This is a genomic window from Mesorhizobium sp. B3-1-9 (assembly GCF_006439595.1).
In the GTDB taxonomy this organism is placed as follows: domain Bacteria; phylum Pseudomonadota; class Alphaproteobacteria; order Rhizobiales; family Rhizobiaceae; genus Mesorhizobium.
Genome location: NZ_VFTJ01000002.1, coordinates 46,227 through 68,989, shown reverse-complemented (window position 1 = coordinate 68,989; position 22,763 = coordinate 46,227). Strand labels below are relative to the sequence as shown.

Below are 22,763 nucleotides of genomic sequence, written 5' to 3'. Positions count from 1 at the left end.
CCAGAGAGCCGGCCGGTGGCTTTTTTCAGGCGGTCTGTTTCCGCCGGCGGCGAAAGCTCTTTTGTTTTGACGCAATTCCGAACGGAAAACCGCTATGCACTTTTCCTGGAATTGCTTTAGCCGCGTTCTTTCAGCAGCCGGCCCTTTTCGCGCGACCAGTCGCGCTGCTTTTCGGTCTCGCGCTTGTCGTGCAATTTCTTGCCCCGGGCGATCGCCAGCAGCAGCTTGGCACGGCCGCGGTCGTTGAAATAGATTTTCAGCGGCACCAGCGTCATGCCCTCGCGCTCGACGCTTTGCGAGAGCTTGGCCATCTCGCGCTTCGAGACCAGCAGTTTGCGGCGGCGGCGCGGCTCGTGGTTGAAGCGGTTGGCCTGCAGATATTCCGGCAGATAGGAGTTGATCAGCCAGATCTCCCCGCCTTCGGCCGAGGCATAGCTCTCCTGGATGTTGGCCTGGCCCTGGCGCAGCGACTTAACCTCGGTGCCGGTCAGCACCAAGCCGGTCTCGATCGTATCGAGCACCTCATAGGAAAAGCGCGCCTTGCGGTTTTCGGCGACCGTCCTGTTGTTGGGGTCGGCTTTCTTGACTTGATTCATAATGCGGAGAGGTGGCGCCTCATTCCTAATTAATCAAGCCGGCGTGCTTGAGCGCCGCGTCGATCTTTTGCGCGGTCGAAGCCTCGACCGTCACCAGCGGCGAGCGCACCACGTTCTCGATCCTGCCCAGCTTCGAGAGCGCGTATTTCGACCCGGAAACGCCGGGCTCCATGAAGATCGCCTCGTGGAGCGGCAGTAGCCGATCCTGCAGGTCGAGCGCCTTGGCGCTGTCGCCGGAGAGTGTCGCTTCCTGGAATTCGGCGCAGAGCCGTGGCGCGACATTCGAGGTGACCGAAATGCAGCCGACACCGCCATGGGCATTGAAGCCGAGCGCGGATGCATCCTCGCCGGAGAGCTGGATGAAATCCTTGCCGCAGTGCATGCGCTGATAGGAGACGCGCTCGACCTTGCCGGTCGCGTCCTTGACGCCGGCGATGTTCTTGAAGTCGTGGCGCAGCCGGCCCATCGTCTCCGGCGTCATGTCGATCACCGAACGCGGTGGGATGTTGTAGATGATGATCGGCAGCCTGGTCGCCTTGGCGACAGCGGCGAAATGCTCATAGAGTCCGCGCTGCGTGGGCTTGTTGTAATAGGGCGTGACCACCAGCGCTGCATCGGCGCCGGCCTTTTCGGCGTATTGAACCAGCCCGACCGCTTCCTCGGTGTTGTTGGAGCCCGCGCCAGCCACGACGGGCACCCTGCCCTTGGCCACCTCGATGCAGACCTTGACGACCTGACGGTGCTCCTCATGCGACAGCGTCGGCGACTCGCCGGTGGTGCCGACGGGAACGAGACCCTTGGTGCCCTCGGCGATCTGCCATTCGACAAATGAGCGAAAGGCTTTCTCGTCGAAGCGCCCGCTCTTTTCGAACGGTGTCACGAGCGCAGTCAGCGAGCCTCTCAGCATGTCGTCCAAACTCCTTGGAACTTTGTCGGTTTATGCGTGTCGTCGTCCCAAAACCGGTTCCCACTTTTGGGCGACATGCATCGGTGTTCATTAGATCGGTTGGTTGCGCGCCTTCTACCCGAAAGCGAAGCCGCGCACCATAGTCTCGACATGGTTCAGCGGCAAGCATCGGCGTAGTGCCAGTGTCGTGGTTTTCGATGTTCGCCAGACGTTGATATCAGGCTCGGGGCGAACATCGAAAACCAAAACGACACTGGATTCGACAGTTGGCTGGTGTCCCTGCGATTCTGAAATTCGCGCCGCGCCCGATATCAAGGTCATGCGAATTTCAGAATCGGGACACCAGCAAGCGCAATTCGAACGGCCTCGATAACCTTTTGTTTACGAGCCCTTCACGACCTAAGTTTAGGCTTCGCATCGGGTTCTCAAATGCTCGCGCCTGCTGACGATGTGCTAGGATCGTAAAATGCCGACGAGGCGGCCCCATCTTTTCGCGCTTTTGGGCGCGATCGTCGCGCTGATGCCCACCGTGGCGATCGGCGGCAGCGTCGATGTGCGCGCGACGGCCTCGATTCCGGCGCCCGACGCGCCGCAGGCGCCGGGCCAGATGTCGACCGCCACCGACATAGCGCAACTGAAGAGCGGGCTCGATGCGCTCGCCGCCAACAACATCGCCGGCGCGCGCAATGCGCGCGACACGCTGCCCGCCACCTCGCTCGACCGGCACATCCTTGCCTGGGCGATCGCGCTTTACGGCGGCGACCAGGTGCCGAGCGGCGAGATCGCCGACGCGGCCAAGATGCTGCCGGGATGGCCCGGCACGATCGCGTTGCGCAAGAACAGCGAGCGCGCGCTCTATCGCGAGAACCCGCCGCCGCAAGTGGTGGTGCAGGCCTTCGGCCGCAGCCAGCCGCTGACGCCCGAGGGTGTGATCATTCTTGCCCGCTCGCAGATGGCGCTGGGCAACCAGGCCGCGGCGCGCGCGGTGCTGGTGCCGTTCTGGCGCACCGAGAAGCTGGAAGCAAAGGACGAGGCGACCGTCATCAAGGAGTTCGGCGCGCTGATCCCGGCGGCCGACCATCGCTACCGCATGGAGCGCATGTTCTATGCCGACCGGCCGTCCTCGGCGCTGAGGGTCGCTGGCCTCGCCGGCGCACAGCCCCTGGCGGATGCCTGGGCGGCTGCCGACAAGGGCGACAAGAACGCCGCCAAGCTGTTGAAGGCGGTACCCGCGGCGCAGCGCTCGGCCGGCTATTTCTTCGCCGAGGCGGAATATCTGCGCAAGCAGCAGAAATTCGCCGATGCCGCTGCTGTCGTGATGAAGGCGCCGACCGATCGCGATTCGCTGGTCGACCCCGATGGCTGGTGGGTCGAACGCCGCGTGCTGTCGCGTGAACTGGTCGACCAGGGCGACATGAAGACCGCCTACAAGATCGTCTCCATGCACGCCGCCGAGAGCCCGCTGAACGCCGCCGAAGCCGAATTCCATGCCGGCTGGTATGCATTGCGCGGCCTCAACGACCCAGCGACCGCCGCCGGGCATTTCACGCGCATCACCGAATTCGCCCAGGGACCGGTGTCGCTGTCGCGCGCCTATTACTGGCTCGGCCGCGCGGCGGAAGTCGGCGGCCCAGGCAACGCCAAGGATTATTTCACGCGTGCGGCCGGCTACGGCACGACCTTCTACGGCCAGCTCGCGGGCGAGCGCGTGGGCTTGAGAACGCTCAACATCGTCTATCCGAAACCGAGTGCCGCCGACCGACAGAGCTTTGACAACCGAGAAGCAGTCGGCGCGATCAAGCGGCTGCAGGAAGCAGGCTACGACCGCTACGCCGAGACGCTCTACCGCGACCTTGCCGGGCAGCTGACCAGTCCGGGCGAACTGGCGCTGCTTGCGGTGCTGGCCGAAAAGCAGGGCAACCATTTCATGGCGCTGAAGGTCGGCAAGATCGCCGCCCAGCGCGGCATCGATGTCGGCGCGCTGTCGCATCCGCTGGGTGTCATTCCCGATTCGGCCAACATTTCGGGGTCCGGCAAGGCGCTCGCCTATGCCATCGCCCGCCAGGAAAGCGAGTTCAATATCGGCGCCGTTTCGAGCGCCGGCGCGCGCGGCCTGCTGCAGTTGATGCCGGGCACCGCCAAGCAATTGGCGAAGAAGGCCGGCATGACCTTCTCGCAGGCGCGGCTGACGACCGATGCCGGCTACAACGCGACGCTGGGCTCGGCCTTCCTCGGCGAACAGCTCGACCGCTTCGGCGGCTCCTACGTGCTGACCTTCGCCGGCTACAATGCCGGCCCGAACCGCGCCGCCCAATGGGCGGCGAAATACGGCGATCCGCGCGGCAAGGACATTGATGCGGTCGTCGACTGGATCGAGCGGATTCCCTACACGGAAACAAGAAGTTACGTGCAGCGCGTGATGGAGAATTATGAGGTTTATAAGATGCGTATTTCAGGGAAATACGACATCGTGGGCGACCTCGTGAACGGGCGCAGCTGAAGTCTTTCCTTCTCCCCTTGTGGGCCTGTTGCGTTCCAGCAAACGCCGACGTCTCACTCCGCTGGAACACCCCTCATCCGTCTCGGCGCTGACGCGCCGATCCACCTTCTCCCGCATGGGGAGAAGGGAAGAACTCCCTATTTGACGATCCCTGCCCTCGCCTGTAGCTGTCGATCACCCAGCGAGGAGCGGCATTGCGATGGCGAGCGACGAAGGTTTCTCCGACTTCTTTTATCCCGCGCCCGACGGCCTAAAGCTTCATGCGCGGATCTATGGCGAACCGAATGCCAAGGGCTGCCCGGTAGTCTGCCTGCCCGGCCTCACCCGCAATGCGCGCGACTTTCATGAACTCGCGATCCATCTTTCCAGGAAAACGGAGAGCCCCCGGAAAGTCATTGCCTTCGACTACCGCGGCCGCGGGCAATCCGGCCACGATCCCGATATCGGCCACTATAATGTCGGGGTCGAAGCCGGCGACGTGCTTGCCGGGCTGTCTGCGCTCGGCATCGAACAGGCCGCCTTCGTCGGCACGTCGCGCGGCGGCCTGATCATTCATGTGCTCGGCGCGTTGAAGCCGGCCGTACTAAGGGCCGTCGTCCTGAACGACATCGGCCCGGTGATCGAGGCGGAAGGCCTCGCCCATATCCGCTCCTATCTCGACCGTGCGCCGAAACCGAAGACCTTCGCCGAGGCGGTGGATGCCCAGCGGCGCGTGCACGGCGCCGATTTCCCGGCGCTCACCGACGCCGACTGGGCGCGGATGGTCCGGGCAATCTGCCGCGAAACGGAGGCCGGCTGGGTGCCGGATTTCGATCCGGCCCTGGTCGACACGCTGGCCGGCATCGATTTCAGCAAGCCACTGCCGGATCTGTGGCCGCAGTTCGACGCGCTCGCCGCCATTCCGCTGCTCGCCATTCGCGGCGCAAACTCAAAACTGCTTTCCACGGCGACACTTCAAGCGATGCAGGAGCGGCACCCCGGCATGGAACAGATCACCGTCGAAGGCCAGGGCCACGCGCCCTTCCTCGAAACCGGCGACTTGCCTGGGGAGATTGCCGCATTCCTCGATCAGACCGAATATCGAGTAGAAATGAAATAAAGCCCGAGACTATGTCAGTCCCGGGCTTACCATCCAAATATAGATTTGCGCATGCCGGCGGAAGCGATCCGCTCGGTCTACTCGCCTTTCGAGCGCTTGCGGGTCGCCTTGGCCGGTTCCTGCCGTTTCGCTTTCCGAGACGGCGGGGCAGAGGTCGGCGTCGTGAGGGGCGAAGCGAAGACGGAGGCTTCGGCCGAGCGGGACGACGCTTCGTCGCCGCGCGGCTTCTCGAGAACGACGACACAGCCATCGAGATCGTTGGTGGCCAGATGCGCGTAACGCATGGTCATCGACAAAGTCTGATGGCCCAGCCACATCTGGACGCGCCTTATGTCGATACCGCCCTGGACGAGACGTGAAGCGCAAGTGTGACGCAGGATGTGCGGCACCACCTGTTCGTCGGCACCGAGACCGACTTCCGTCTTCGCCTCGTTCCAGATCGCGCGGTACTGCGCCTGTGTCAGCTTGGTGAACGGGCCTTTCGGCCGGCGTCCTTCCGTGTTCGGCGGCAGCTTGATGACTTCCTTGACGCGCTCGGTCATCGGAATGGTGCGGCTGCGGCCGGATTTGGTGATCCAGAAGGAGACCCGGTGCTCCTGGATGTCGTTCCAGATCAGGCCGAGCGCCTCGCCGAGGCGGCAGCCGGTATCGACCAGGAAGACGGAAAGCCTGTAGGCATCCTCGCTGCGGCTCCTGATCGCCGCGAACAGCCTCGCTTCTTCGTCCCTTTCGAGGAAACGAATCCGTCCCGCCCGCTCCTTCTGGCGGCGGAACTCGGGCAGGCTGTGGATATCTCCCATCTTATGCGCCTTACGCAGCAATTTGCTGAGGGCAGCCATCTTGCGATTGATGGTTGCGTTGCTGTTGCCGCGCTGGCGCAATGTACCGATAAGATTGTCCAGGGTGTTCTGGTCGAAGGTGCTGAAACGCTCTCCCAGAAGGATCTCGTCTATTTCACCGATGAACGAGCTGACATTGTATTTATGCCGCCCATCATCCCAGAGTATATCTCGATAAGCTGCGAAAAGCTCTCCGATCCTATACGACTTTACTTCTCGGATCTTGTTGTAGGTGTATCGAAAGTTCGAATTCTGAGAAGAAAATACCGCAAAATGACCAGAGGGCTCACCCTCTTGAACCGCTTCGTTCGACATTTTAGCCACACCCCCTGTGGTTAAGGGACCAGCCCTAACCGCTTGAGAGTGTCCTTTCAAGAGTTTTCGAATCTTATCGACGATCTCATCCGCCAGCGCGGAACCCACAAGATCGCCAGACAGACCCGATCAGCTTACCGTTTCACCCCCATCCTTTCGTTTGAATTGCCGCAGTCGCGGAAACAAAGACGGCCCGGGCGTGGAAGCGCCCGGGCCGGATTTCACCTGTAGAGTTCCAGCCCTTAGAAGTCGCGCTGGAAGCGGACGAAACCACCGAGGGCGTTCTTCTTGCCGTCAGGAATTTCGGTCCAGTTGAAGCCGTTGTTGTCGTGGTCGTTGTGGGCCCAGTCAAGTTCGGTGATGACCGAGAAGCCGGGAACGATCGTGTAGGCGACGTTCGCCGCAAGACCGAATTCCTTGGCTTCGTCATACGAAACCTGGAGGTTGAACGAGGTCTTCTCGTTGAACTTGTAGGTGCCACCGCCCCACACTGCCCAATTGCCGCCCCACGGCTTGTAGAAGTTGCGGTCGGAGTTCTTATCCGTGCCGTAGCCGCCGATGACGAACAGCGAGAAGGCGTCGTTGACGTTCACATCCAAGCGAACCTTGCCGGCCCACTCTTCCCAGTTGCTGTTGTAAGCGACGACGCCGCTGATGCCGCCCCAGCCCTGCGTCCACTTCACGCCGCCGACGATATGCGGCACGTAGCTGTCGATGAGCTCGCTGCCCGCATCAGGACGGCCGCCATCAATGGTGCGAAGGGTGCGATCGGCGTAGTGATAGCCACCGTAGGAATTGCCCTCTTCAAACGAGACAATGGCCGAGAAGCCGTTGCCAGCATCGAAGGTGTAGCTGATCAGGTTGGTGTCGAAGCCGCCGTAGGGAACGATCGTATCGTTGATGACCGATCCGGCATAGCCCTGGAAGGTGTCGAAGGCCGATTCATCAGCGCCGATGCGCAGGCCGCCGAGCTGAACCCAAGCAAAGTGAGAATTGACAGACGTCGCACCATCCGAGAAGTCGAAACGGGTCTCGGTATAGGTCTTCAAGGTGCCGAGTTCGGTTTCCTGGCCGGTCCACGTCTTCAGCGCGAAGCGGGCGTTCTTGTGCCAAGAACGCTGATCGTCGCCATTCAAGACGTCGGTGGTGCCGCGGCCCGTGAACGAGCCCTCTTCACCAGCCGAGGCGTCATAACGGATATAACCGCCAACGCGCAGGCAGGTTTCGGTGCCCGGGATGTAGAAGTAGCCGGCGCCGTACACGTCGCAGATCTTGACGTATTCGGCCGGTTCCGGCTCGGCGACGGTCACTGCGTCCGCGGCGCGAGCACCGGAAACTGCGACCAGAGCCGCAGCTGAGCCGAGAAGAAGGCTCTTGATGTTCATTTTCTGACCTCCAGTCAAAAGTTAAAAAACGGGTCTGGGTATTTTTTGCTGAAGGACAGCGTTCCCTGCCCCATCCCCACTACCGAAAAAGATGCGCACCGCGCCGCTCCTTCGAAGCTGACATTACCCATGAGCCGGCGCCGTTCAACCAGGATCGTACCGCCGCAAGCGCTGTCCGGGCGCTATCCCCCGGGGTTGTTGCACAAATGACACGATTTGGCCTCACTCCGAAAGCTCTCGTTAACCATCGCGGTCCGCGCGGCCTTCGAATCCCGCCGATTCCGGCGATCAGCTGGCTGCATTACGGCGGCCTGGCGAGTCGCCATGCCGGGTTGTTGCCGCAGAATCGCCTTGCGAGGGAAGGTTTGTCGCGCGCTGCGCGAGGGAAGATGGCGGAGAGGATGGGATTCGAACCCACGAGAAGCTTTTGACCTCTACTCCCTTAGCAGGGGAGCGCCTTCGACCACTCGGCCACCTCTCCGTCGCGCCGCTGGATAAAGAAAAGCGCGGGCACAATCAACAAGCCGGCGCCATATTCGCCGAAAAATTCTTTGGCCGGCAGCTGCGGACGGAGGGCGCCGTCCCGGCATGACATCGAATCATGAGCGGCGGATCGGGACTTGCGTAGCCTTTCGAGCGGGCCCGACGACTTCATTCCAATTCCGTCGCATGTCCGGCAACCGGACCCGCAATCGCTCGGGCAAATAGCTCTGGCTTCTCTGTTTAAGGTGAAAAATATAGCAATAACAAAATCTTGACGGTGATTTCAGCCGAGGGCGCCTATCGCTTCCGTCCGATTCTGACTGGAGGTCAGAAAATGAACATCAAGAGCCTTCTTCTCGGCTCAGCTGCGGCTCTGGTCGCAGTTTCCGGTGCTCGCGCCGCCGACGCGGTGACCGTCGCCGAGCCGGAACCGGCCGAATACGTCAAGATCTGCGACGTGTACGGCTCCGGCTACTTCTACATCCCGGGCACCGAGACCTGCCTGCGCATCGGCGGCTATGTCCGTTATGACGCCGGCTTCGGCGACGTTGGCACGTTCACCGGCGCACGCGCCGACGATGTCGTCACCGGCAAGAACCAGGGCACCTGGTACAAAGACGCCCGCTTCACGCTGAAGACCTGGACCGGCCAGGAAACGGAACTCGGCACGTTGAAGACCTACACCGAAACGCGGATGAATTTCCAAAATCACCCGTTCAACAACTACGGGGATAATGCTGCTGAAAACAGCTTTGACATGCACTTCGCCTGGATTCAGCTTGGCGGCTTGCGTGTAGGCTTGGACGAATCGGCATTCGATACGTTCGTCGGCTACGCCGGTAACGTCGTCAACGACACCATCGTTCCCTATGGCGGGTTCAAGACCGGTGTCGTTCAGTACTACTTCGACGCTGGCAACGGTTTCTCGGCGATGGCCTCTCTCGAAGAAGGTTCGGGCGGCGGTGCACAGACCCCCAATGTTACGGGAGGTTATGGCTATGGCGTCGGCACGATCGACAGCTACGTTCCGCACATCGTCGGTGGCTTGAAGTACACGCAGGGCTGGGGTGACGTCGTCGGCGTCGTCGCCTATGACAGCAACTACGAATATGTGTCCGGCAAGGTTCGCCTGGACGTGAACGTGACCAACGAACTGTCGCTGTTCGGCATGTTCGGCTACGCCAGCGAGGGCAAGCTTAACGACACGACCGCATTGGACTTCGCGAACGGTCGCGGCTTCTACAAGCCTTGGGGCGGCAACTGGGCCTTCTGGGCTGGCGGCACCTACAAGTTCAGCGACAAGGCCTCGTTCAACCTTCAGGTGTCTGGTGATCAGTGGAAGGATTACGCGATCGCGGCCAATATTGCCTACACCGTCGTCCCTGGCCTGACGGTCACGCCCGAAGTTGACTACCAGCACGTTGGTTCGGATGCTTTCGACCACGGCAACGTTTGGGCTGGCGCCACGAAGAAGAACGCCGTCGGCGCGATCATCCGCTTCCAGCGCGATTTCTAAGACCAGATATTTCGGGGAGACAGGAGAACCCGGCGGGCAACCGCCGGGTTTTCTTTTTTGTTTGATGGGTATCGAGATCCAAGAACCGCTGCGCAGTTCGGATGTTGCACCAGCCGTGTATCCGAGGCGCCGTTTGGCGTTCGACCTGATTGCGCCGCAGCGCGGTGGAAAGCTTTAAAAATTCCGGGGAGACGGCGGGGCAGCCGCACCCCGTGATCGAAGTCAAACGTCGGCGAGGTCGCCCAACGCTTCGATCAAAGGCTGGATCTGACTTTCATAATTCTTCCAGCGCTTCACCGACGATTTGTAGATCGGCTGACGAACCTGCCAGCGGCTGGGCGTGGTGACCGCCCCTTCCCTGTCGAAGAAGCGCAGGCACGCGTCATCCCAAGGCAGGCCGAGATGATCGATGAGCCGGCGCGACTGTGCCTCTTGATCCTCTACGAGCGTCTCATAGCGGTTTTCAAAGATACGGCCTGGGAAAACCTCGTTCCAGTGACGCATCAAGCGGTCATATTCCCGATAGTACAGGCCGAGTGCCCGCAGGTCTGCATTGTAGCTATGTGCCGAGTTGAAGGGGAGGACATAGCATGACACGCAATTGTCGATGGCGTCGCGGCGGCAGTGAATGATGCCCGCATTGGGAAACAGAAGGGCGATAAGACCGATCAGCTCAAAATTGTGCGGCTCCTTGTCGACGACTCGGAGCGCAGCAGGCGCCCGTTCTCTGAGGTAGGACAGATGCTCTTCGGCCAGCGTCCTGGTCAGTTCCGGCGTAAGGGAATTGACGGGCTTGCTCAGATCTTCTGCCGACGATTTGAGATCGATTGCGTTTGCTACCCGTCTTAGTTTTTCAAGTTCTCCCGCGCCATGAACTCCGGGATGACTGGCCAGGATCTGTTCCGTCAGTGTCGTTCCGGAACGGGGCATGCCAACCACGAACACAGGGAGATCGGAAGGATCGCCAAGGCCGGACGCGGCGGCAAACAGGCCAGGCGTGAAGATTTCAATCATCGAGTCCACGAAACGACGATACTGATCGATGTCGAACCTGTAGCCGGCGACCTGCTTGGCCTTGTTGAAATGGTCGAATGCTTCCGCATAGCGCTTGAGGTCGTTCTGCACTTTGCCGGCGGCGTAATGAAGGCTCTGCGCCGCCTCCGCGTTAAGCCCCGGACTGTCGAGTTCGCGAACGATCGATCGAAGTTCCGGAGGCTCTTCGGTAAACTTCCGGCTCTGCACGAGCTCGTAGTAAGCAGCCGCTGCGTCGACGCGGCGTTCGATCGCCTCTTTGAGATAGGCGCCGGCCTCGTCCATACGCCCAAGACCAGTGAGCGCAGCAGCCATTCCGGTCCGTGCCTTGGGGTGATCGCGGTTGATCTTCAGCGCCTTCTCACAAAGCGCCAATGCCAGGTCAGGTTTGTCGAACTGGGTATAAACACGCCCCAAGGCGCACAGGGCCTCCACAAGATCGGGCTTTATTTCCAAGGCATGCTGGATGTATTTGATCGCGGCCGAGAATTCACTCAGCTTCGCATAGGTCTCGCCGAAGCTAAGATGGTAGTATGGGTTTCCAGGCTCCTCTGCGACCGCACGCGCGAAATAGCGCAGAGCCGCCTCATCGTCATAGCCCAGACAAAGCGTGCCCATGATGTACAGGGCCAACGGATGGTTTGGCGTCCGCGCCAGCACTTCAAGGCATAAGTCCTGTGCTTCACCAAGCCGTTTGGCTTGTTGATGCTCATAGGCTTTCTTCAGCAGCGCGTCATCGGCCTGTGCACGTGCGAACGAATTTGTCTTCGGTGGAGCCGGCCGCGGCGGACTTGCCTGGGGCCATCTGGCCTTCGGCGTGGCGCCGGATTTGAGGTGTTTGGACCAAGCGGGCGGCAGACGATTGTTCATCGCATCTGCTAGCAATAAGTACCGGTGGAATCCAGTCAAAGCTCAGTGAGCAGCGAGCCTCTCGTTCAAATGTCCGCGAGGTCGCCAAGCGCCTCTATCAGCGGCCGAATTTCATTTTCATAATTCTTCCAGCGCTTGACGGAAGACTTGTAGATCGGCTGCCGGACCTGCCAGCGGCTCGGCGTGGAGACTGCCGCTTCCCTGTCGAAAAAGCGCAGACACGCATCGTCCCAGGGCAACCCGATACAGCCGATGAGACGACGCGATTGTGCCTCCTGGTCCTCAACGAGCGTTTCGTAGCGATTTTCGAAGATGCGGCCCGGAAGAACCTCGTTCCAATGGCGCATCAAGCGGTCGTATTCGCGATAGTAGAGGCCGAGGCTTCTCAAGTCGTCGCTGTAGCTGTGATGACCGTTGAAGGGCAGAACGAAGCAGGAGACACAATTGTCAATGGCATCGCGGCGGCAGTGAATGATACGCGCCTTGGGAAAGAGCAGGCTGATAAGGCCGATCAGCTCAAAATTGTGCGGCATCTTGTCGACGATACGCAGCGCCGTGCCTGACCGTTCCGCGAGATAGGACAGATGCTCCCTGGCCAGCGTTTTCGACAGTTCTAGCGTGATCGAATCGACAATCCCATTCAACTTTCCAGCAAATGAGGGCTTGAGGCCGATGGCATTCGCAACCCGCCCCAATTTGGCAAGCTCCCCCGCGCCATAGACATCGGGATGACTGGCCAGGATCTGTTCCGTCAGCGTCGTCCCTGAGCGCGGCATGCCAACCACGAAAACCGGCACTTCGGAGGGATTGCCGAAGCCGTGCTCGGCGGCGGCAAACAACCCCGGCGTGAAGACCTCGATCAGCGCGTCAACCCACCGACGGTACTGATCGATATCGAATGGCTGAGAGGCCTGTTTCCCCTTCCGGAAATGATCGAACGCTTCATCATAGCGTTTGAGGTCATTCAGCACCTTGCCGGCGGCATGGTGGAGCAGCAGAGCCTCGCCTGACCCGAGTTTCGAATTGCCAAGTTCGCGGAGAATGGAGCGGAGTTCTGGAGGCTCGTCAGTGAATTTCTGTGTTTGGACAAGATTGTAATAGGCGCCCGGCAGGTCGATGCGCCGCTCTATTGCCTGGTTCAGACAGGCGGCGGCATCATCCATGCGGCCCACGCTGCTGAGGGCATTGGCCAACCCCACTCTAATCTCGGGATGATCGGGGTTGATTTTCAGCGCTTTCTCGTAAAGCGGCAAAGCCAGATCGGGCTTATCGGATTCAACGTAGGTGTGTCCCAAGGCGCAGAGAGCCACGACAAGATCGGGCTGCAGTTCCAGGGCGCGCTGCATATGCTCGATTGCCGGCGAATGTTCGCCGACCTTTGCGTAGGCCTCGCCCAGTCTCAGGTGATAGTAGGGGTTGCGCGGTTCCTCCGCGATGGCGAGGGCGAAATATTGCAACGCCATCTCGTCGTCATAGCCGAGGCATACGGTTCCCATGATGTAGAGGGCGCGCGGGTGTTTCGGCGTGCGCGCCAGAACTTGCAGACACAGATCCTGAGCCTGCTTCGGGCGCTTGGCCTGCTGATGGTCATAGGCCTGCTTCAGGAGCAGGTCGTCGGACTGCGCGCGCGCGTCCGGTTTCGATGGATTCGCCTGCGGCGATCCGGGCCTGAGCGCCGGAGCGGATGGCTTGGGTACCGGACCGGACTTGATATGCTTGGCCCAGGCGGGCGGCAGACGGTTGTTCATAGCGCTTCGCTAGCAAAAGAAGCCGCCGGAATCCAGCCCGCGCGAGACCATGCCCCGCCGACGGGTCCCCTGCCCTGCTTGCACCGGCCGGGGGATCACGCTAGCAAGAACGCCCCTTCCACGCGAGCTTTTGCCATGCGCCAGCGCCCGTCCCTCACGCCTGTCATCGGCGCGCTTCCCACCACGGTTCCGTTCGTCGGCCCGGAGGCGCAGGAGCGCGAGCGCGGCCGGCCTTTCCGCGCCCGCATCGGCGCTAATGAAAGCAGTTTCGGGCCTTCGCCGCGCGTCATCGCCCGCATGGAAAGCGTCGCCCGCGACCAGTGGATGTATTGCGATCCAGACAATTACGAGCTGAAGGTGGCGGCCGCCGCGCATCACAAGGTGGCCGTCGAAAACGTGGTCGTGGGCGAAGGCATCGACGGCCTGCTCGGCCTGGTGGCGCGCATGTATGTCGGCCCTGGCGACGCCGTGGTCACCTCGCTCGGCGCCTATCCCACCTTCAATTTCCACATCGCCGGCGTCGGCGGCCGCCTGGTGACGGTGCCCTATGCCAACGACAAGGAAGACCTGGACGGGCTCCTCGCCAAGGTCGCCAGCGAAAGGGCTCCGCTGGTCTATCTCTCCAATCCCGACAATCCGATGGGAAGCTGGTGGGAGGCGCCGGATGTCGTCCGCTTCATCGCAGCGCTGCCGGAAACCACCATGCTGGTGCTCGACGAGGCCTATGGCGAGCTGGGACCCGCCTCGGCGCTGCCTGCGATCGACGTTGCGCGGCCGAACGTCATCCGCATGCGCACCTTCTCCAAGGCTTACGGCCTGGCCGGCATACGCTGCGGCTACGCCGTCGCGGAGGCGGAGGTGATCCGCGACTTCGAAAAGATCCGCAACCACTACGGGGTCAGCCGCATGGCGCAGATCGCCGGTCTCGAGGCGCTTGCCGACCAGGACTATTTGCGCTCGGTGGTGGCGCGCGTTGCGGCAGGGCGCGAGCGCATTTCAACCATCGCCAGGCAGAACGACCTCAAGCCGCTGCCGTCGGCGACCAATTTCGTCACCATCGACTGCGGCCGCGACGGCGCCTTCGCGCTGAAGGTAATGCAGAACCTTTTGTCGCGCGACGTGTTCATCCGCAAGCCGATGGTGCCGGTGCTCGACCGCTGCATAAGGGTCAGCGTCGGGCTCGACCACGAGCTCGACATCTTCGCCGAGGAACTGCCGGGCGCCCTGGCGGCGGCGCGAGGTAATTAAATTCCATCGCATCTGACAGCGTCCAGCCTGTTGCCTTTGGCTGGCCCTGTGCCAGATTCCGGCAAGATGCATGGAGCGTAAGCGATGCTGGGCGAGCAGCGGGCCGTTCGGGTGCGCATTTCCGGTAAGGTTCAAGGTGTGAGCTATCGTGTCTGGACGCGCGGCGAAGCCATGCGCCTCGGACTGACGGGTTGGGTGCGCAACGAGCGCGACGGCTCGGTCGCCGCGCTGATTGCAGGCGCCGATGCGGATGTCACGGCGATGATCGAACGCCTGTGGCAAGGGCCGCGGGGCGCGCTCGTCTCGAAGGTCGGGATCGAGGAAGCGTCCGACGCCGCGCCCGTGGATTTCAGAATCATCGTCTAGTCTCATTTCGCCTCCCCGAACCAGGGCGGGCGACGAGCGTATGAGGTATCTTGAATTAATTGAACGTTCGTTTTATTAAATGCTGCTGGAGGCGAACATGGCGCGCACCACAGGTTCCGACGGGGAAAAAACCGAAGCGGCCGTCCGTGAGGCGGCGGTCAGCCTGATCGCGCGCCTCGGCTACGAGGCGATGTCGATGCGGCAGTTGGCGGCCGAGGTCGGCGTGCAGGCGGCCGCGCTCTATCGGTATTTCCCGACCAAGGAGGACCTTCTGTTCACGTTGATGCGTGAGCATATGGAAGGCCTGCTCAAGGCTTGGGAAGCGGCGCGGCCGGCGAGCGCTGATCCGGTCACCCGCCTTGCCGCCTATGTCGAGAACCACATCGCCTTCCACATAGAGCGGCGTCACGCCACCCATGTCTCCAATATGGAATTGCGCAGCCTCTCGCATGAAAGGCTGACGCAGATCCTCAAGATGCGCACGACCTATGAGAAGGAGCTGCGCACGATCCTGCGCGAAGGCGCCGAGGCCGGTGTCTTTCAGGTCGACGATACCGGGCTCACCGCCATGGCGCTGATCCAGATGATGACCGGCGTCATCGTCTGGTTCCGGCCGGGCGAGCGGCTGTCGATCACTGAAGTCACGGCATCATATCTTTCGATGACAATGCGCCTGGTCGGCGCGACAATCAGCCATGGCACCGCGCGTCCTTCCGGGGCGCGCAAGGGACGCCGTGGCACTCTGATACAGGCATGATCTCCGCGAATACCGGGCATGCGCAGGGAGGAACGGCATGTACACGAATACGCTGAACTTCGGACTTGATCCCGACATCGAGGCGCTGCGCGATACCGTGCGGCGCTTCGCCCAGGACAGGATCGCGCCGATCGCGGCCGAGATCGACCGCTCCAACGAGTTCCCGGCGCATCTGTGGGCCGAACTCGGCGCGCTCGGTCTGCTCGGCATCACCGCCGATCCTGATTTCGGCGGAACCGGCATGAATTATCTCGCGCATGTCGTGGCGATGGAGGAGATTTCGCGCGCATCGGCCTCGGTCGGCCTCTCCTACGGCGCGCATTCGAACCTCTGCGTCAACCAGATCAACCGCTGGGCCACCCCGGCGCAGAAGGAGAAGTACCTGCCTACCCTTTGCTCGGGCGAGACGGTCGGCGCGCTGGCGATGTCGGAACCAGGCGCCGGATCGGACGTGGTGTCGCTCAGGCTGCGTGCCGAAAAGCGCAACGACCGCTATGTGCTCAACGGCTCGAAAATGTGGATCACCAACGGCCCCGACGCCGGAACGATGGTGGTCTATGCCAAGACCGATCCGGACCGCCATTCGCGCGGCATCACGGCCTTCATCGTCGAAAAGACGATGGCCGGCTTTTCAGTCGCGCAGAAGCTGGACAAGCTCGGCATGCGCGGCTCCAACACCGGCGAGCTGGTGTTCGAGAATGTAGAGGTGCCGTTCGAGAATGTGCTGCATGAGGAAGGGCGCGGTGTCGAGGTGCTGATGTCGGGGCTCGACTATGAGCGCGCAGTGCTCTCCGGTGGGCCGATCGGGCTGATGGCGGCCTGCCTCGACGTCGCTGTGCCTTACGTGCATGAGCGCAAACAGTTCGGCCAGCCGATCGGTACGTTCCAGCTGGTGCAGGGCAAGCTCGCCGACATGTACTCGACGATGAATGCCGCGCGGGCCTACGTCTATGCGGTGGCCGCCGCCTGCGACCGCGGCGAGACCTCGCGCAAGGACGCCGCAGGCTGCGTGCTCTTCGCCGCCGAAAAGGCCACGCAGATGGCGCTCGACGCCATCCAGTTGCTCGGCGGCAATGGCTACATCAACGACTATCCGACGGGGCGGCTGCTGCGCGACGCCAAGCTCTACGAGATCGGCGCCGGCACCAGCGAGATCCGCCGCTGGCTGATCGGGCGCGAGATCATGGCGGAGGGGGTGTGAAGTGACGACGCTTCAAACCCAGATCTCCCCCGCCTCCGACACATTCCGCGCCAACGCCGAGCGTATGCGCGCGCTGGTCGCCGACATCGCCGAGAAGGCGGCAGGCGTCGAGCGCGGCGGCTCCGACGAGGCGCGTGAGCGCCACCAGGGTCGCGGCAAACTCTTGCCGCGCGAGCGGCTGGCGCAACTGCTCGACGCCGGCTCGCCTTTCCTCGAGGTCGGCCAGTTCGCGGCATGGTCGATGTATGGCGAGGACATTCCGTCGGCGGGCATCATCACCGGCGTCGGCCGCGTCGAAGGCCGGGAAGTGATGGTCGTCGTCAACGACGCCACGGTGAAGGGGGGCACCTATTATCCGCTGACGGTGAAGAAGCACCTGCGCGCGCAGGAGATCGCGCTGCAGAACAATTTGCCTTGCGTCTATCTGGTCGACAGCGGCGGCGCCAACCTGCCCAACCAGGACGAGGTGTTTCCCGACCGCGAGCATTTCGGCCGCATCTTCTATAACCAGGCCAACATGTCGGCGGCCGGCATCCCGCAGATCGCCTGCGTCATGGGCTCGTGCACGGCGGGTGGCGCCTATGTGCCGGCGATGTCGGACGAGACGATCATGGTGCGCAACCAGGCGACCATTTTTCTCGGCGGCCCGCCGCTGGTGAAGGCCGCGACCGGCGAGGATGTCAGCGCCGAGGAGCTCGGCGGCGCCGATGTCCACACCAGGCTTTCCGGCGTCGCCGACCACTACGCCATGGACGATGAACACGCCTTGGCCATTTGCCGGCGCATCGTCCGGAACCTGAATCGCAACAAGGCCGTAAGCCTGAATTTGCAGAAGCCGATTCAACCGCTTTACGATCCGCGGGAACTCTACGGCGTCGTGCCGACGGATCTGCGTCAGCCCTATGACGTGCGCGAGGTGATCGCGCGTCTCGTCGACGGTTCGGAGTTCGATGAGTTCAAGCAAAACTACGGCACGACTTTGGTCACCGGCTTCGCCCATCTGCACGGCATGCCGATCGGCATCATCGGCAACAACGGCGTGCTGTTTTCCGAAAGCGCGCTGAAGGGCGCTCATTTCATCGAGCTCTGCTGCCAGCGCGGCATTCCGCTGGTCTTCCTGCAGAACATCACCGGCTTCATGGTCGGGCGAAAATACGAGGCCGACGGCATCGCCAAGGACGGCGCCAAGCTGGTGATGGCGGTCGCCACCGCGAAGGTGCCGAAGCTCACCGTGATCATCGGCGGTTCCTTCGGCGCCGGCAATTACGGCATGTGCGGCCGCGCCTATTCGCCCCGCTTCCTGTGGATGTGGCCCAACGCGCGCATCTCGGTGATGGGCGGTGAGCAGGCGGCGACGGTGCTCGCCATGGTCAAGCGTGAGGGCATCGAACGCAAGGGCGGTGAATGGAGCGCCGACGAGGAAGCGAAGTTCAGGAAGCCGATCCTGATGAAATACGAGCATGAGGGCCACCCGCTCTACTCCTCGGCGCGGCTCTGGGACGACGGCATCATCGATCCGGCCAGGACGCGCGAGGTGCTGGCGCTCAGCCTTTCGGCGGCGCTCAATGCCGGCATCGAGGAGACGAAATTCGGCGTGTTCAGGATGTGACGATGGGCGCTCTCGGCGACAGGATCCGCATCCACACCGGCGACATCACCAGGCTCGCGGTCGATGCCATCGTCAACGCCGCCAATTCATCGCTGCTGGGTGGCGGCGGCGTCGACGGCGCCATCCATCGCGCGGCAGGGCCGGAGTTGGTCGCCGAATGCCGCATGCTGCATGGCTGCAAGACCGGTGACGCCAAGCTGACCAAGGGCTACCGGCTGCCGGCGCGCTATGTCATCCACACGGTGGGGCCGGTCTGGCAAGGCGGCGGCAAGGGCGAGGCGGAGCTGCTCGCCTCCTGCTACCGGCGCTCGCTTGAAATCGCGCGTGGCCATGACTGTCACACCATCGCCTTCCCGGCGATCTCGACCGGCATTTACCGCTTTCCGAAAGACCAAGCGACCGGGATCGCTGTTGGTGCCGTAAGCGCCTTCCTGGGGCAAAATGCGCTGCCGGATACGGTTACTTTCTGCTGCTTCGACGAGCAGACGGCGGAGTTATATCGGCAGGCCGTTGCGGCCATTGGGGAGAGCTGATCTTGGAGCAAAAGGCTCAGTACAGGCAAATTCAGATGATCAGCTGGAGAGGCTGGCGGGACAGCGCCCCCCTCTGTCCTGCCGGACATCTCCCCCTCTTGGGGGGAGATCGGACGTCACGACGGCTTTCGCCAATCGCTATCGTTGAAAAGAGAGCGGCTGCGCCAAAGCTGCCAATCTCCCCCCTAGTGGGGGAGATGTCCGGCAAGACAGAGGGGGGCGCGAAGGTATGCCGTCGTCGCCCGAGACACACCCTGGCTGCGGAGGCTCCATGTTCGGCAAGATCCTGATCGCCAATCGCGGCGAGATCGCCTGCCGCGTCATCCGCACCGCCCGCAAGCTCGGCGTGCGCACCGTTGCCGTCTATTCCGATGCGGACGCCAAGGCCCTGCATGTCGAGATGGCCGACGAGGCGGTGCATATCGGCCCCTCGCCCGTCGGCGAGAGCTATCTGCGCGGCGACAGGATCGTGGCGGCGGCACTCGCCACCGGCGCCGAGGCCATCCACCCCGGCTACGGCTTCCTGTCGGAAAACCCCGACTTCGTCGACCGGGTGGCGGCGGCAGGCCTCGTCTTCATCGGCCCCTCCGCCGCCTCGATCCGCGCCATGGGATTGAAGGACGCCGCCAAGCGGCTGATGGAGACGGCCGGCGTGCCGGTGGTGCCCGGCTATCACGGCGAGGCGCAGGAAATCGTGCTGCTTGCCTCCAAAGCGCGCGAGATCGGCTATCCCGTTCTGATCAAGGCGCGGGCCGGCGGCGGCGGCAAGGGCATGCGGCGCGTCGACCACCCCGACGATTTCTCGGAGGCGCTTTCCGGCGCGCGGCGCGAAGCGAAAGCGGCGTTCGGCGACGATCGCGTGCTGGTGGAAAAATATGTCGACAAGCCGCGTCACATCGAAGTGCAGGTGTTCGGCGACAATTTCGGCAATGCCGTGCATCTCTATGAACGCGACTGCTCGGCGCAGCGCCGCCACCAGAAGGTGATCGAGGAGGCGCCCGCCCCCGGCATGACGCCGGCGCTGCGCAAGGCGATGACGGAGGCGGCCGTGAAGGCCGCCAAGGCGATCAACTATTCGGGCGCCGGCACGATCGAGTTCATCGTCGACGCCTCTCAGGGGCTCAAGGCCGACCGCTTCTGGTTCATGGAGATGAACACGCGGCTGCAAGTCGAACACCCCGTCACCGAGATGGTCACCGGCATCGATCTCGTCGAATGGCAGCTTCGCGTCGCGTCCGGCGAAAAACTGCCGAAAACGCAGGGCGAAATCGCGCTCGCCGGCCACGCTTTCGAGGCGCGCCTCTATGCCGAGGACGCCGCGAAAGGGTTTTTGCCGGCGACCGGCACGCTGCATCATCTCAAGTTCCCCGACGCTGCCCCGGACGGCGCCGCGATGCGCATCGAGACTGGCGTGCGCGCCGGCGATGCGATCTCGCCCTTCTATGATCCGATGATCGCCAAGCTGGTCGTGCACGGCGAGGACCGGGCCACGGCGCTCGGCGCGCTGCGCGATGCCCTCGCCCGGACCGAAGTCGCCGGCTCGACCGTCAACACCGCCTTCCTGGCGGCGCTCGCGGCCGACGCCGATTTCGCGGCCGGCGACGTCGATACCGGGCTGATCGGCCGGCGTCAGGAGGCGCTCACCACCATTCCCGGGCCAGGCGACGAGACGATCGCCGCGGCGGCGCTGGCCGCGATGGATGCCGGCACGCCGGGTCCCGCCGCCGATCCCTGGTCCACGCTTTCCGGCTATGCGCATTTCCACACGCTGTCGCGCCGCATCCGCCTGCGCCATGGCGAGGAGAACATCCTGGCCAGGGTTTCGGCACGGCCGGACGGCCGCTTCCAGGTGGCGCTGGAGGCACCGCATGATGCGGTGAACACGCACGACTTGCGGACCATGCCGCATGCCGCCCGCTGGCCCGGCCACGTCACCGTCTTCGAGGGCGCGGTCGGCTATACGTTCACGGTTCCCGATCCGCTTGCCAAGGCCGACGAGGCGGGTGCCGCCACAGCCAACCTGCGCGCGCCGATGCCGGGCTTGGTCAAGCTGGTGCGCGCCGCGGCGGGCGATGCCGTGATCAAGGGCCAGCCGCTCTTGATCCTCGAAGCCATGAAGATGGAGCATATGATCGCCGCCCCGCATGACGGCGTGATCGCCGAGATCGCGGCCGAGGGCGCACAGGTCAGCGACGGCACGGTGCTGGTCCGGTTCGCGGAGGACGGCCAGGGCTGAAGTGCTGAAGTGCTGAATGGTAAATAGCTATGTCGGCGGGACTGCCCCGGCCTCGCCTGTACGTCAATGCCAGGGCACAAACGAAAAATGGCCGGGTCGAGCCCGGCCATTTCCTCGATTGCGGAACCGAATTACGGCTGGATCGGCGCGTATTTGCCGTCGTGCCACTGGTTGATGTCGTAGCTCGCGTTCTTCAGGTCGCCCTTCTCGTCGAAGACGACGTCGCCGACGACGGTGCTGATCGGCTTGCCGTCCTTGAGCGCCTCGGCGACCTTGGCCGGATCGTCGGTGCCGGCGCGCTTGACGCCTTCAGCCACGGCCTGGATCACCGCATAGGAGAACAGCGTGAAGCCTTCCGGCGTGAAGCCGCCGGCCTTGATCTTGGCGACGGCGTCCTTGGCTTCGGGCTTCGACTGCGGGTCCGACGGGAAGACGAACATGGTGCCTTCACCGGCCGGGCCGGCGACCTGCCAGAATTCCGGCGAAGCGATCGAGTCCGGCATGATCAGCTGGAACTTGACGTTCTGCTCGGCCGCCTGACGCAGGATCAAGCCCGCCTCCGGGTGATAGCCGCCGAAGTAGACAACGTCGGCCTTGAGTTCCTTCAGCTTGGTGACGAGAGCCGAATAGTCCTTCTCGCCGGCATTGATGCCTTCATAGTCGACTTCCTTGAGGCCGCCGGCATTCATCGTTGCCTTCACGGCATCGGCAACACCCTGGCCGTAGGCGCTCTTGTCGTGCAGGACGACAACGTTCTTGCCGGCGTATTTCTTAGCGATCCAAGGGCCGATGAAGGCGCCCTGCGCGTCGTCACGCGTGTAGAGGCGCATGATGGTCGGCCAGCCGGCCTTGGCCGCGGCATCGGTCAGCACCGGGTTGGACGAGGCGGGGCTCATCATCAGCGTGCCGGCTTCGGCATAGACGGCCGAGGCCGGAATGCTCGAGCCCGAGCAAGCATGACCGTCGACGAACTTGACGCCGTTGGCGACGATGCGGTTGGCGACTGAGACCGCCTGCTTCGGATCGCACTGGTCGTCCTCGATGTCGAGCTTGATCTGGGAGCCGTTGACGCCGCCAGCGGCATTGATCGCGTCAGCGGCAGCCTGCGCGCCCTGCTTGAACTGGTCACCGATGGTGGCGAGTTGGCCGGTCATCGGGCCGACCACCGAAATGGTGATGTCGTCGGCGAAGGCAACCGAGGCGCTCATCATCAGGCCAAATGCGGCCGCGCTCAAAATACCCAATTTTTTCATGACTATAAGAACTCCTCCACTTGCGCGCGCCGCTCCGGCCGCGCTTCTTCCACAGAGCCGGGACAATTTCACCCTTCGCCGAAACTGTCGAGAGCACAATGCGGAAGGTTTTGGTTCATTTAGGCGAGGATTTCTTGGGCCACACGCCTGATTACCAAGCGTAATGCAAAAAGCCGCGCCGGCCTTGTCCCGGCCGGTCGCGGCTTTTTTTTGCAATCGAGCTTCCCCGGCGCCCCCGCGCCTGAACCCGCTCGCTTCCCTGTTCTTGCG

Annotated in this window: 18 protein-coding genes and 1 tRNA gene; 10 read left to right on the top strand and 9 right to left on the bottom strand. The window is 62.7% G+C overall.

The genetic code is table 11. The features are described from left to right. Window positions 1-116: 116 nt before the first annotated feature. Both smpB and dapA read right to left on the bottom strand, forming a co-directional pair. On the bottom strand, window positions 117-596 hold the full coding sequence (gene smpB, locus FJW07_RS03615) for an SsrA-binding protein SmpB (RefSeq protein ID WP_041002108.1): 480 nt from the start codon (window positions 594-596) through the stop codon (window positions 117-119). Between the two features lie 25 nt (window positions 597-621). Further along, complete coding sequence (dapA, locus tag FJW07_RS03610) at window positions 622-1,503, bottom strand: 4-hydroxy-tetrahydrodipicolinate synthase (RefSeq protein ID WP_140854531.1); 882 nt, start codon at window positions 1,501-1,503, stop codon at window positions 622-624. A gap of 466 nt (window positions 1,504-1,969) precedes the next feature. Here dapA and FJW07_RS03605 point away from each other — a divergent pair, with 466 nt between their 5' ends. Both FJW07_RS03605 and FJW07_RS03600 read left to right on the top strand, forming a co-directional pair. Next, window positions 1,970-4,003: a lytic transglycosylase domain-containing protein gene (locus tag FJW07_RS03605; protein ID WP_140854529.1), complete on the top strand. Its 2,034-nt coding sequence runs from the start codon at window positions 1,970-1,972 to the stop codon at window positions 4,001-4,003. Between the two features lie 199 nt (window positions 4,004-4,202). Then, the gene (locus tag FJW07_RS03600; RefSeq protein ID WP_140854527.1) at window positions 4,203-5,102 is read left to right on the top strand and encodes an alpha/beta hydrolase; all 900 of its coding nucleotides are present in this window, start codon (window positions 4,203-4,205) and stop codon (window positions 5,100-5,102) included. 77 nt (window positions 5,103-5,179) lie between these two features. On the opposite strand, the gene FJW07_RS03595 is transcribed toward FJW07_RS03600, so the two are convergent. From FJW07_RS03595 to FJW07_RS03580, 4 genes are all read right to left on the bottom strand, one after another. After that, window positions 5,180-6,256 (bottom strand): site-specific integrase, encoded by a 1,077-nt coding sequence (locus FJW07_RS03595; protein ID WP_140855135.1) that lies wholly within the window; start codon window positions 6,254-6,256, stop codon window positions 5,180-5,182. 242 nt (window positions 6,257-6,498) lie between these two features. Then, entirely contained in the window at window positions 6,499-7,641 is a 1,143-nt protein-coding gene (locus FJW07_RS03590) for a porin (RefSeq protein ID WP_140786348.1), read from the bottom strand. A 390-nt stretch (window positions 7,642-8,031) separates the two neighbouring features. Next, window positions 8,032-8,122, bottom strand: a tRNA-Ser gene (locus tag FJW07_RS03585). Next, a complete protein-coding gene (locus FJW07_RS03580; RefSeq protein WP_140854525.1) occupies window positions 8,084-8,296 on the bottom strand; it encodes a hypothetical protein in 213 nt (70 codons plus the stop codon). Before FJW07_RS03580 ends, FJW07_RS03585 begins: the two co-directional genes overlap by 39 nt. A 162-nt stretch (window positions 8,297-8,458) precedes the next feature. On the opposite strand from FJW07_RS03580, the gene FJW07_RS03575 reads away from it, so the two are divergent. Beyond that, window positions 8,459-9,640: a porin gene (locus FJW07_RS03575; protein WP_140854523.1), complete on the top strand. Its 1,182-nt coding sequence runs from the start codon at window positions 8,459-8,461 to the stop codon at window positions 9,638-9,640. Between the two features lie 222 nt (window positions 9,641-9,862). Here FJW07_RS03575 and FJW07_RS03570 read toward each other — a convergent pair whose 3' ends face one another. Then, on the bottom strand, window positions 9,863-11,542 hold the full coding sequence (locus FJW07_RS03570) for a sulfotransferase (RefSeq protein WP_140854521.1): 1,680 nt from the start codon (window positions 11,540-11,542) through the stop codon (window positions 9,863-9,865). A 65-nt stretch (window positions 11,543-11,607) separates the two neighbouring features. Next, window positions 11,608-13,290, bottom strand: a complete 1,683-nt coding sequence (locus tag FJW07_RS03565; RefSeq protein ID WP_140854519.1) for a sulfotransferase — start codon at window positions 13,288-13,290, stop codon at window positions 11,608-11,610. Between the two features lie 135 nt (window positions 13,291-13,425). Between FJW07_RS03565 and FJW07_RS03560 the strand changes: the two genes are divergently transcribed. The 7 genes from FJW07_RS03560 to FJW07_RS03525 all read left to right on the top strand — a co-directional run bounded on the left by FJW07_RS03560 (window position 13,426) and on the right by FJW07_RS03525 (window position 21,240). Beyond that, window positions 13,426-14,538 (top strand): pyridoxal phosphate-dependent aminotransferase, encoded by a 1,113-nt coding sequence (locus FJW07_RS03560; RefSeq protein ID WP_140854517.1) that lies wholly within the window; start codon window positions 13,426-13,428, stop codon window positions 14,536-14,538. Between the two features lie 84 nt (window positions 14,539-14,622). After that, window positions 14,623-14,904 (top strand): acylphosphatase, encoded by a 282-nt coding sequence (locus FJW07_RS03555; RefSeq protein ID WP_140854515.1) that lies wholly within the window; start codon window positions 14,623-14,625, stop codon window positions 14,902-14,904. A gap of 97 nt (window positions 14,905-15,001) precedes the next feature. Then, entirely contained in the window at window positions 15,002-15,661 is a 660-nt protein-coding gene (locus FJW07_RS03550; RefSeq protein WP_140854513.1) for a TetR/AcrR family transcriptional regulator, read from the top strand. Between the two features lie 37 nt (window positions 15,662-15,698). Next, window positions 15,699-16,862, top strand: a complete 1,164-nt coding sequence (locus tag FJW07_RS03545; protein WP_140854511.1) for an isovaleryl-CoA dehydrogenase — start codon at window positions 15,699-15,701, stop codon at window positions 16,860-16,862. 1 nt (window position 16,863) lies between these two features. Further along, a complete protein-coding gene (locus FJW07_RS03540) occupies window positions 16,864-18,471 on the top strand; it encodes a carboxyl transferase domain-containing protein (RefSeq protein ID WP_140854509.1) in 1,608 nt (535 codons plus the stop codon). 2 nt (window positions 18,472-18,473) lie between these two features. Then, window positions 18,474-19,004, top strand: coding sequence for an O-acetyl-ADP-ribose deacetylase (locus FJW07_RS03535; RefSeq protein WP_140854507.1), 531 nt, complete (start codon window positions 18,474-18,476; stop codon window positions 19,002-19,004). A 271-nt stretch (window positions 19,005-19,275) separates the two neighbouring features. Next, window positions 19,276-21,240 carry an acetyl/propionyl/methylcrotonyl-CoA carboxylase subunit alpha gene (locus FJW07_RS03525; protein WP_140854505.1) on the top strand — a complete coding sequence of 655 codons (1,965 nt, stop codon included), beginning with the start codon at window positions 19,276-19,278 and terminating at the stop codon, window positions 21,238-21,240. Window positions 21,241-21,371: 131 nt separating this feature from the next. Here FJW07_RS03525 and FJW07_RS03520 read toward each other — a convergent pair whose 3' ends face one another. After that, window positions 21,372-22,493 (bottom strand): ABC transporter substrate-binding protein, encoded by a 1,122-nt coding sequence (locus tag FJW07_RS03520; RefSeq protein ID WP_140643613.1) that lies wholly within the window; start codon window positions 22,491-22,493, stop codon window positions 21,372-21,374. Window positions 22,494-22,763: the final 270 nt, after the last annotated feature.